At 75.1% G+C, this 11,258-nt stretch carries 8 protein-coding genes; 6 read left to right on the top strand and 2 right to left on the bottom strand.

Annotated features, from left to right (window positions below; translation table 11 throughout):
- From ACYVIP_RS38885 to ACYVIP_RS38875, 3 genes are all read left to right on the top strand, one after another.
- The coding region (locus tag ACYVIP_RS38885) for a non-ribosomal peptide synthetase (protein ID WP_460405833.1) at nucleotides 1–3,025 on the top strand (3,025 nt) is incomplete at its 5' end.
- Nucleotides 3,009–5,303, top strand: a complete 2,295-nt coding sequence (locus ACYVIP_RS38880) for an AAA family ATPase (RefSeq protein ID WP_460405832.1) — start codon at nucleotides 3,009–3,011, stop codon at nucleotides 5,301–5,303. The genes ACYVIP_RS38885 and ACYVIP_RS38880, both read left to right, overlap by 17 nt.
- Nucleotides 5,246–5,536, top strand: a complete 291-nt coding sequence (locus ACYVIP_RS38875) for a helix-turn-helix domain-containing protein (RefSeq protein WP_460405831.1) — start codon at nucleotides 5,246–5,248, stop codon at nucleotides 5,534–5,536. The genes ACYVIP_RS38880 and ACYVIP_RS38875 overlap by 58 nt, the downstream gene beginning before the upstream one ends.
- A gap of 7 nt (nucleotides 5,537–5,543) precedes the next feature.
- On the opposite strand, the gene ACYVIP_RS38870 is transcribed toward ACYVIP_RS38875, so the two are convergent.
- Nucleotides 5,544–6,260, bottom strand: a complete 717-nt coding sequence (locus tag ACYVIP_RS38870) for a hypothetical protein (protein ID WP_460405830.1) — start codon at nucleotides 6,258–6,260, stop codon at nucleotides 5,544–5,546.
- Nucleotides 6,261–6,328: 68 nt separating this feature from the next.
- On the opposite strand from ACYVIP_RS38870, the gene ACYVIP_RS38865 reads away from it, so the two are divergent.
- Genes ACYVIP_RS38865 through ACYVIP_RS38855 form a run of 3 tightly spaced genes read left to right on the top strand, consistent with a single transcriptional unit; the run spans nucleotide 6,329 to nucleotide 10,175 of the window.
- Nucleotides 6,329–8,173 (top strand): amino acid adenylation domain-containing protein, encoded by a 1,845-nt coding sequence (locus ACYVIP_RS38865; RefSeq protein ID WP_460405828.1) that lies wholly within the window; start codon nucleotides 6,329–6,331, stop codon nucleotides 8,171–8,173.
- Nucleotides 8,170–9,414 (top strand): cytochrome P450, encoded by a 1,245-nt coding sequence (locus tag ACYVIP_RS38860; protein ID WP_460405826.1) that lies wholly within the window; start codon nucleotides 8,170–8,172, stop codon nucleotides 9,412–9,414. Before ACYVIP_RS38865 ends, ACYVIP_RS38860 begins: the two co-directional genes overlap by 4 nt.
- Before the next feature lie 17 nt (nucleotides 9,415–9,431).
- Nucleotides 9,432–10,175, top strand: a complete 744-nt coding sequence (locus ACYVIP_RS38855; RefSeq protein WP_460405824.1) for a thioesterase II family protein — start codon at nucleotides 9,432–9,434, stop codon at nucleotides 10,173–10,175.
- Between the two features lie 35 nt (nucleotides 10,176–10,210).
- Here ACYVIP_RS38855 and ACYVIP_RS38850 read toward each other — a convergent pair.
- A partial coding sequence (locus ACYVIP_RS38850; RefSeq protein WP_460405822.1) for a DUF885 family protein occupies nucleotides 10,211–11,258 on the bottom strand: 1,048 nt, incomplete at its 5' end.

Below are 11,258 nucleotides of genomic sequence, written 5' to 3'. Positions count from 1 at the left end.
CGCCCGGCACGATGCGCTGCGCACGACCCTGCGTGCCGACGAGGACGGCACGGTCTGGCAGACGGTACACCCGTGGCGGGCGCCCGACCTGCCGGCGGTGGACCTGCCCGACGGCGACCTGGAAGCCGGCTACTGGCGCGAGCTTGGCGCGCCGTTCGACCTCGGCGCCCCGCTGGTGCGGTTCGTGCTCGCGCGGCTGGCCGCCGACGACGCCGCCCTGCTGGTCTGCGCCCACCACGCGGTCGTCGACGGCTGGTCCATGGGCGTGCTGGGCCGCGAGCTGGCCGAGCTGTACCGCGCGGCCACCGAAGACCGGCCAGCGCTCGACCAGCCGGCCACGCCCGTGAGCCCGGCCGCGCCCGACGACTCGGCGTACTGGCGGGCAGCCATGGCCGGCGCGCCGGTGCTCGACCTGCCGACCGACCGGCCACGGGCCAACCGGCCGGGACCGCCCGCCGGACACGTGCCGGTGACCCTGCCGGCCGCGCTCACCGGCGGGCTCCGCGCGCTCGCCGAAGACGCGGGCACCACGCTGCACACCGTGCTCGTCGCCGGGTTCTCGGCGGTGCTGTCCCGCTGGAGCGGTCGAGCGGACCTGGTGTTCGGGTCGTTCGTGGCCAACCGGGACCAGCCGGGGACCGAGCGGCTGGTCGGCTTCCGCGCGCGGGTGCTGCCGCTGCGGGTACGCACCGGCGGGGTCGGCACCTTCCGCGAACTCGTCGGCCGTGCCCGGACGAGCTGCCTGGACACGCTGGCACACCAGGAAACCCCACTGTCGACCGTGCTCACCGCGCTGGGCCAGGACCACCGGGGGACCACCGGTTCCCCGGTCCGGGTCGCGTTCGGCCTCCGCCCGGCCACCCCCGGCTGGACCGCGCCCGGCCTGCGCGCGACCCCGTTCGAGATCCCGGCCGCCGCCGCGCAGTTCGAGCTGTCGGTCGAGCTCGCCGAGACCGGGGACGGCGGCCTGACCGGCCGCGCCACCTTCGCCGCCGACCTCTACGACGAGTCGACGGTGGCCCGCCTGGCGACCGGTTTCACCCGCCTGCTGGCCGAGGTCGCGGCCGACCCCGACCGCAGGCTCGGCGACCTGCCGGCCGAACCGGCCACCGAACGCGCGCACCTCGAACGCTGGAGCGACCCGCACCAGGAGCAGGGCGACCCGGTGCCGGCCCACCACCTCGTCGAGTCCCGGGTGGACAGCGCGCCGGACGCCGTCGCGCTCGACGCGCACGACGGCCGGCTGACCTACCGCGAACTCGACCGGCGGGCCAACCAGCTCGCCGCGCACCTGCGCGCGGCCGGCGTCGAGCCGGGTCAGCTGGTCGCGGTCCACCTGTCGCACTCGGCCGCCTGCGTGGTCGCGCTGCTGGCCATCCTCAAGGCGGGCGCGGTCTACCTGCCGCTGGACGCGGACTACCCGGCCGCGCAGCTTGGCCTGGCGGTGCGCGACGCGCGCCCGGCCGTCGTGGTCACCCGTGCCGGGGACGGTCAGGCCGAGGTGCTGGCGGCACTGGCCGAGACCGGCGCCCGGCTGGTCACCCTCGACACCGAGGCGGCGGCCATCGCCGCGCGGCCGGCCGGCAGGGTGCCGGTCACCGTCGCCCAGGACGACCTCGCCTACGTCATCTACACCTCCGGCTCGACCGGGCGGCCCAAGGGCACCGCCAACACCCACCGCGGCCTGGCCAACCACACCCGCTGGCGCGCGGCCACCTTCCCGCTCGCGCCGGGGGAGGGCGTGCTGCACCGCACCCCGCTCGGCTTCGACATCTCGATCACCGAGATCTTCTGGCCGCTGGTCACCGGCGCCCGGCTTGTGGTGCCGCCGCCGGAAGTCCGCCGCGATCCCGGCCGGTGGGCGGAGTTCTGCCGGGCACACCGTGTCGGCCACACCTACTTCGTGCCGTCGGTGCTGAAGGTGTTCCTCGCCGAGCACGACGGCGCGGCCAACCCGTTCACCCAGCTGCACCTCATCGGCGAGCGGCTGACCGGCGAGCTGGTCGCGGCCACCCGCGACGCGCTGCCCGGCGTGACCATCCACAACGTCTACGGCCCGGCCGAGACCGCCATGGAGGTCACCCACGACCACGTCCACGGCAGTCGGGAGCCGGTGTCCATCGGGCGGCCGATCCCCGGCATCCGCTGCTATGTCCTGGACGACCGGGCCACGCCGGTGCCCATCGGCGTCACCGGGGAGCTGTACCTGGCCGGTGCCGGCCTGGCCCGCGGCTACCTCGGCCAGCCGGCGATGACCGCGACCAGGTTCGTGGCCGACCCGTTCCGGGACGGCGAGCGGATGTACCGCACCGGCGACCGGGCGCGCTGGCTGCCAGACGGGCGGCTGGACTGTCTCGGCCGGGTCGACGACCAGGTGAAGATCCGCGGCCAGCGGGTCGAGATCGGTGGCGTGGAAGCGGAACTGGGCGCGGTCGCCGGCGTGCGGGCCGCCGCGGTGGTCGCCGCGTCCGCGCCCGACGGTGACCGGATCCTCGTCGCCTACGTGGTGTCCGACCTCCCGGTCGAGGATCTTCGGGCGGCCATGCTGGCCAGGGTGCCGGAGATGATGGTGCCGCACACCTTCGTGCCGGTGCCGGAGATCCCGCTCAACCCCAGCGGCAAGACCGACCGGTCCGCGCTCCCCGCCCCGGACCTGGCCGCGCGCGCGGACTACCGGCCGCCGGGCCCAGGCGTGGAACAGGCGCTCGCCGAGATCTGGTCGACGGTGCTCGGCGTGCCGAGGATCGGCCGCGACGACGAGTTCCGCGAGCTGGGCGGGCACTCGCTGATGGCCACCCGGCTCGCCGCCAGGATCAGGTCCGGGTTCGGCATCGAGGTCTCGGTGGTGGAGCTGCTGGAGCGCAGGTGGACCCTGGCCGAGCTGGCCGGTGAGCTGCGGCGCCGCCAGCTCGCCCAGGCCGACCGCGACGACCTGCGGGACATGCTCGCCCGGATCGCCGCCCTGCCCGACGCCGAGGTCGCCGGGCTGCTCGGCGAGGGGCGGACCGATGACGCGCAGCTGTGAGCGGGCGGCGTTCCAGACGCGATCCAGACGAAATCCAGTTCGACTCCGCCACTCTGACCCGCGCGGGATTGGGGGACGGATGGCGCTGGACACCGCGGCCTCGGACACGAGCCGGACACTGGTCGGTCGGGAACACGAGCTGGCCTCGCTCGGCGAGGTCGTCGCGCGGGCGGGCACCAGACCGCAGGTCGTGGAGATCACCGGCGACCCGGGCACCGGCAAGTCCCGGCTGCTGGAGGACTTCCGCGCCCGCCTCGGCCAGGCGGGCTGGGCGGTGGCGGCCACCCGCGCGGTGGCCGGGCCCGCGCTGCCCTACCAGGCGTTCGTCGGCGCGCTCGACGGCCTGCTCGCCCGGGACGCGGCCGCCGTGCGCGACCGCCTCGGCGCGGACTGGGCGAACTGGCTGTCGGTGGTCTTCCCGTCCTGGCCCGGTGGCGTGGCCGCGGGCGCGGCGCACGACCAGGTCGACCGGTACCGGATCTTCCGCGCGGTCGGGCTGGCGCTGGAGGTGCTGGCCGCGTCGCGGGGCCTGCTCGTGGTCATCGACGACGCCCACCACCTGGACGACGCGTCGATCGCGTTGCTGGACCACGTGGTGCGCCACCCACCGGACGCGCCGCTGGTCATCGCGCTCGCCCACCGGCCGCGCCAGTGCGACGTGCGGCTGGCCGCGGTCATCCGCGAGGTGCTCGGCGGCACGTCGATCCACCGGGTGCGCACCGGCCCGATCGCCACCGACGACCTCGCGCGCCTGCTGCCGGCCGGGACCAACCAGGTCGACCGGCAGGGACTGCTGCGCCTGGCCGACGGCAACCCGGGAGTGCTGCTGACCCTGGCCGCCGCGCGCGCCGCCACGGCCGGGGAACTCCCGGACATCGGTGAGTTCGTCGACGGCAGCCCGCCGGTGCTGGCCGGCGCGCCCGCGGGGGACTTCGGCATGTTGTCCCCGCTGGCCCGCCGGGTCGCCGGCGCCGCGGCGGTGGCCGGGGACCCGTTCGACCTGACCGTGGTCGAGGTGCTGGCCGAACTGGACCGGTGCGGCGTGCTCGCCGGCATGGACGAGCTGCTCGGCCACGACATCGTGCGCTCGTCCGGCTCGTTGCGCCGGTTCCGGTTTCGCGACGTGGTGGTGCGCTCGGTGGCCTACCACGCGATGTCCGACGCGTGGCGCTACGGCGCACACGACCGGGCGGCCGCGTTGTTCCGGGCAAGGGGCGAGCGGCCGGCCGTGATCGCCCGGCACCTGGACCACGTGGCCAGGTGGGACGACCAGGCCGACGCCGACCTGCTGGCCGAGGCCGCGCGCGCCAGCCTGTTCCCGGCACCGGCCAGGGCCACGCGGTGGGGCGGCACCGCCAACAGCCTGCGGCCGACGTGCGGCACGCTGCTGCTGCTCGGGCAGGCACTCGCGATCTCGGGCCGGCTGGGCGAGAGCGAGGTGCTGCTGGCCGACCTGCTCGCGGCCGACGCGCTGCCGGCGGCGCAGCGCGTGGTCGCCGCCGAGTGGTGTGCGCGGTCCCGCAGGCTCCGCGGCGAGCGGACGGGCGCGGAGGCCGTGCTGACCGCGGAGCTCGCGCGGCTGGGACCCGACGACCCGGCCGGGGTGCCGCTGTGGCTGGAGTTGGCGGCGCTGGCCGTGGACGCGCCGGACCGGGCGATCACCGGGCAGGTGCGGGCGGTGCTGTGCCATGTGGCCGAACACGGCGAGCGGCTGCTGTCGTTGCGGGCGCACCTGTTGCTCGGGGTGACCGGGGAGGGGCCGGTGGACACCCACATGCGGACCGCGATGCGGTTGTTCGGTGAGCTGGGTGAGCAGGATCGGTGGCGGGCCCAGGAATGCTGGTACCTGATCGCGCGGGGCCATCTCGGGATGGCGTTGCCCGACGTGGCCGCCGAGCAGTTCCGGGCCGGGCTGGACGTGGCGGTCACCAGTGGGCAGGGGTACCTGCGCGCGCGGTTGGCGACCGGGTTGAGCGAGGCGTTGGCCGCGCTCGGCCGGCATGATCTCGCGGCGGCGTGGGCCGACTACGCCCGGCTGGCCGCCTCGGTCGCCGGGCAGCCACCGGTGGCCCGGTTGCGCGGTGCGGCCAGGGCGCCGGTGCACCTGGTCGCCGGGTACGGCCGGGAGCCCGTCGGGGAGACCCCCGACNCGACGTCACCGAGCCAGTCACCGAGCCAGTCACCGAGCCAGTCACCGAGCCAGTCACCGAACCAGCCGACGTGGCGTCGGACGACACCGACACCGAGCCGGACTCCGACTCCGACACCGAGCGGCTGAACACGTTGAGCCGGCGGGAACTGCAGATCTCGGAGCTGGTGAGCAAGGGCTACACCAACCACCGGATCGCCAGCGTGTTGCGGTTGAGCCACAAGACCGTCGAGACCTACCTGGACCGGATCTTCAAGAAGCTCACGGTGACCTCCCGGGTGCAGATCGCCTTCCTGATCGGCAGCCGGGTCCGGTTGGCCGGCCCCGTCGGCCGGGCGGAGGACGCCGATGGGCTGGAGTGAGGGAATGTCAGAGCAGGAACCAGGTCGCGAGCGCGCGGGCGGCCACCGTCTGCCGGTCGTCGTACAGGGTGGTTGCCGCGGTCACCGTCCGGCCGGTCCTGGCGGTCACCGCGCCGACCACGACGTGCGCCACCCCGGCCAGCGGCGCCGAGACCACCTGGGCGGTCATCCGGCTGACCACCATGGGCCGGTCCGGCAACTCCTCGCTCGCCCAGCCACCAGGGCAGTCGAGCGCGCCCCACACGACCGCGGCGGCCACCTCGCCGGACTCGCCGGCGAAGGCCGCGTCCGGTGTCCACTCGCAGGCCACCGCGTCCGCCGGGTGCTCGACCGGTCCCGGCCGCAGGCGCAGGCCGTCGTCGTCGGCGCGGGTGGTGCCGCAGACGAAACAGGTGGGGAACGGGTGCCGGCCCGCGCCCCGGTAGCCGGCGTGCGCCGCCCGGGCGCTGGCCGCCGGGACCGGCGGCAGGGTCACCGGATCGGCGGTGCTCGCGGCCGCGGTCGCCACCAGCTCGTCGCCGGCCCACACGTGCGCCCGGCGCCCGGAACCGGTGACCCGCAACGGGGTCTCCAGCGGCGGCGGCGCGTGCAGGGTCACCACGACCCGGCCGGCGACCAGGTCCGCGACCTGCCCGGCGATCAGCCCACAGGCGTAGCCGCCGTTGGCGGTGGTCGCCGGGCCGTTGAAGCGGGCGGGAATCACGAACGTGGGGCCGACGGTCATCTCGCCGATTCTGGCCTGTCCGACCGCCAACCGGCCACCGAATCCGCAGCACAGTTCGGAGTGACCGCATGACCTCCGCCCCGAGCGACCTCCGCCGCCCCACCGAGCCCGCCCTCGGCGGGGCAGCGGGCGGCGTGCACGAGCTGGTCGCCGCGCAGGCGGCCGCGCGGCCGGACGCGCCGGCGGTCAGCTGCGGCCAGACCGTGCTGTCCTACCGCGACCTCGACGACCGGGCCGGCCGGCTCGCCGCCCGGTTGGTGCGTGCCGGCACCCGGCCGGGGGAGGTCGTCGCGGTGTTCGCCGGCCGGTCGGTCGAGCTGGTGGTCGCGCTGCTCGCGGTGCTCAAGACGGGTGCGGCCTACCTGGCCATCGACCAGGACGCGCCGGCGACGATGGCCGACCGGCAGCTCCGCGACGCCCGGGTGCGGGTCGCGGTGGCCGAGGAGGCCTGGCGGGAACGGGTGCCGGCCGCGCTACGGGTCGTCGATCCCAGCGGTGACGATCCCCGTGACGAAGCTGGCGATCCGGCGCCGGTTCACCGCACCCATCCCGACGATCTCGCCTACCTCAGCTACACCTCGGGCACCACCGGCGAGCCCAAGGGCGTCGCGGTGCCGCACCGGGCGGTCCTGCGGCTGGTCGCCGAGGCCGCCTGGGCCGGCTTCACCGAGCGGGACGTGTTCCTGCAGCTGGCCCCGGTCGCGTTCGACGCCGCCACGCTGGAGCTCTGGGCGCCGCTGGTGCGCGGCGCCCGGCTGGCGGTGTTCCCGCCGGGCCCGGTACTCGCCGACGAGGTCGCGCGGGTGCTGGCGGCCGAGGAGGTGAGCGTGCTGTGGCTGACCGCCGGACTGTTCCACCGCATGGTCGACACCCGGCTCGACCAGCTCGGCGGCCTGCGCCACCTGCTCGCCGGCGGCGACGTGCTCTCGCCGGCACACGTCGCGAAGCTCCTCGACCGCCACCCGGACCTGGTGTTCACCAACGGGTACGGCCCGACGGAGAACACCACGTTCACCACCTGCTGGACCTCCCGCACGCCCCCGGACCCCGGCCCGGTGCCGATCGGCACGCCGATCGACCACACCACGGTGGCCATCCTGGACGCCGCGCTGCGGCCGGTCCCGGCCGGCGCGGTCGGCGAGCTGTACGCGGCGGGCAGCGGACTCGCGCGCGGCTACCTGCACCGGCCGGCCGCCACCGCGCACCGGTTCGTCGCCGACCCGCTGGCGAGCACGCCGGGCGCGCGCATGTACCGCACCGGCGACCTCGCCAGATGGCTGCCGGACGGTGCCGTCGAGTTCGTCGGCCGGGCCGACGACCAGGTCAAGCTCCTCGGGTTCCGGGTCGAGCCGGGCGCGGTGCGGGCGGCGGTCGCCCGCTGCGCCGGGGTACGCGACGCGGTGGTCGTGCTCGACCGCGCGCCGGCCGGTCCCCGGCTGGTCGCCTACGTGGTGGCCGAGACCGTCGACGAGCACGCGACGCTCGCCGAGTCCGTGCTGCGCCAGCTGCGCGCCGAACTGCCCCAGCACGCGGTGCCCTGGCAGGTGGTGGCGCTCACCGAGCTGCCGCTCACCGGCAACGGCAAGGTCGACCGGTCCGCGCTGCCCCCGGCCAGCCGGGCGCCGAGGACAGCGGCCGGCGAGTACGTGGCGCCCCACGGCGAGCTGCAGACCCGGCTGGCCGAGTCCTGGTGCGCGTTGCTGGGAATCGAGGCGGTCGGTGTCGACGACGACTTCTTCGAGCTGGGTGGGCATTCGCTGATCGCGGCCGAGCTGCTCGACGGGATCGAGCGCGACTTCGCGGTGCCCCTGCCGGCGCGCACGTTGTATCTCAGCCCGACGGTCGCGGAACTGGCCGAGGTGCTCGGCGAGGCGATTCGGTCGCCGGACGACTCAGGAAGTGAGCTGGCATGAGTGACGGCCAACTGTCCATTGTGGACCTATCCACTGTGGACCTGACGGACCCGGTGCTGCACGCGGAAGGCGACCCACACGCCGTCTGGCAGGCGATGCGCGCCCGCGAACCCGTGCGCTGGCAGCAGGTCCGGCCGGGACTCGGGTTCTGGTCGGTCACCAGGTTCGCCGAGGCCGACGAGGTGCTGCGCGACCACACCCGGTTCACCTCCCAGCGCGGCACCATGCTCACCCTGCTCGGCAAGGACGACCCGGCCGGTGGCCGGCAGATGGCGGCGACCGACCCGCCAAAGCACACCGCGATGCGCGAACCGTTGCAGCGGGCGCTGTCCCCGCGCCGGGTCGAACAGCACGCGCCGCGCATCCGCGAGGCGATCCGCACGCTGCTCGCGCCGGCGCTGGACGGCGGGCCGATGGACTTCGCCCAGGCCATGATCATGCTGCCGATGACCGCCGCCGGCACGATCATGGACCTGCCGACCGAGGACTGGCCCCGGCTGACCGAGCTCACCACCACCTCGATCGCCCCGGACGACCCGGAGTTCCAGGGACCGGCCGGGCCGCAGAAGACCCTGGAGGCGGCCCACCGCGAGCTGTTCGCCTACTTCCAGGACATCGTCGCCCGGCGCAGGCGTGCACCGGGCGAGGACCTGATCAGCCTGCTGCTCGGGATGGAGATCGACGGCCGCCGGCTGGGCACCGGCGAGATCCTGTCCAACTGCTACAGCCTGCTGCTTGGCGCCAACGTGACCACGCCCTACGTGCCCAACGCCGCGGTCGCCGAACTGGCCGGCACGCCGAGGATGGCCGACCTGCTGGCGAGCACCGCCACGATCGCGACCGCGGTGGAGGAGTCGCTGCGCTGGGCGTCCCCGGCCAGCCACTTCATGCGCTACGCGGTGCGCGACGTGGTGCTGTGCGACACCCGGATCGAGGCCGGCGAGGCGGTGGTCGTCTGGCTCGGCTCGGCCAACCGGGACGAGTCGGTGTTCACCGACCCGTTCACCTTCGACCTGCGCCGGCGACCCAACCGGCACATGGCCTTCGGCGCCGGCCCGCACTACTGCGTCGGCCACACGGTGGCCAGGCTCAGCCTGCGCCTGCTGTTCGAGGAGCTGGTGGCGACCTTCGAGGACATCGAGCCGGCAGGCGAGCCCGCGCGGCTGCGGTCCAACTTCGTCGCCGGCATCAAGCACCTCGACGTGGTGGCCACCGTGCGCGCCAACCCCACCACGAACTGACCGGAGGTACTGCGACCATGCCCGCCCGTCCCAACCGGTGGTTTCTCCGCCAGCCCGCACCGGAGGCGGCCGCCCGCCTGTTCTGCCTGCCCTACTCCGGCTGCGGGGCGAGCATGTACCGCAAGTGGCCCAGGACGCTCGGCGACGTCGAGGTGTGCCCGGTGCAGCCGCCCGGCCGGGAGAGCCGCCTGCGCGAGCCGGCGTTCGACTCCTACGAGAAGCTGGCCGACGACCTCGTCGAGGCCCTGCTGCCCCACCTTGACCGGCCGTTCGGGCTGTTCGGGCACTGCGGCTCGGCGCTGCCCGCCTACGAGACGGCGGTCCGGCTCGTCGATCGTGGCCTGCCCGCCCCGACGTGCCTGTTCGTGTCCTCCCAGGTGCCGCCGCACCTCGGCCCGCACGGCCGGTTCCTGGAGATGACCGACGACCAGCTGGCCGAGGAGGTGGCCACGCTGATCACCGAACTGGGCGGCATCCCCCGCCCGGACGTGGTCGAGCTGAGCCTGGGCGTGCTGCGCGCCGACGTCGAGGCCAACAAGCGCTACCGGCCGGCGGCCCCGGTGTACCTGCCGTGCCCGGTGAGCGTGCTGGGCTGGAACCAGGACACCGAGGTCGACCCGGCGAGCATGACCGGCTGGTCGGACTGCGGCCGCGCCACGTTCCGCGTGCTCGACGGCCCGCACTACGGCTTCATCGACGCCCCCCGCGAACTGATGGACGTCTTCCTCCTCGACCTCGGCCGCCCCGGCCAACTGCCCTGAATGCCCCATTCGGGACGGTGAACGTCGCCAATGCCTCATTCAGGGCGTTGGAGGGCGTGGTCGATCAGGCCGATCGGCGGGCAGCCCAACTCGAGCAGCGCGGCGTGGAACCGGCCGGGGGTGAAGGCGGCGCCCCACTGCCGGCGGGCCTGGTCGCGTAGGTCCTGGATGGCGAGCTTGCCCCAGGTGTAGCGGCCGTAGGTGGCGTCGAAGGTGCCGCGCCGGGCCTCGCTGGCCGCGGCCGCCGGCGCGAGGTGCGCGTCCCGCACGAAGCGGTCGGTCGCCGCGGCCACGTCCAAAGCACCGGTGTGCAGGCCGATGGCGCAGGCCAGCCGGACCACGCGGACCAGCGCCTCCAGCACGACCCCGATCGCGAACCGGTCGTCGCCGGCCCGGTAGCCCTCCTCGACGCACATCTCCTCGACGTAGTGCGCCCAGCCCTCCATGAACGCCAACGAGTGCAGGGTCCTGCGGACCGGGCCGCGCACCCGGCGCAGCGCCCGGCCGTGGGCGAAGTGGCCGGGCGCGACCTCGTGCACGGTGATCGCCGGCAGGGTGGTCGCGCTGAAGACGGTGAGCCACTCGGTGGTCCTGGCCGCCGGCCAGCCCGGCTCGGGCGGCGTCACGTGGTACCAGGACGGGGTGTCCGGCTCGTTGGGGCCGGTCCAGGTCATCATCGCCTTCACCCACCGCCGCGACGGCGGGGTCTCGCCGACCAGGCACTCACCGTCCAGGTAGGGCACCAGCTCCCGCTCCCGGCAGAACGCGATCGCCTCCTCGGTGTACGCGCGGGCGGTGGCCACCACCTGGTCGGGGGCCGGGTGGTCGGCCAGCAGCCTGGCCACCACGCCGCGGGGGTCGTCGCGGTAGGGGGCGCACAGCTCGGCCAGCCGGTCGTGCAGCCGGTCGCGTTCGCGGTGGTCCCGCTCGGCGAGCCGGCCGAGGTCCACGTCCAGCGCCTCGGCCGAGCCCATCAGCCGGGCGAGCGCGGGGGCGCCGAGCGCGGCGTCCGGATCGCCGTGCGCGGCCGCGTGCTCGACGTGGGTGACCAGCCGGGCGTGCGCGGCCAGCGCCCGCTCGCCC

The organism is Actinophytocola sediminis (assembly GCF_054779715.1).
Note: the sequence above shows the minus strand (reverse complement) of the source record. Positions and strands in the feature narration are given on the sequence as shown.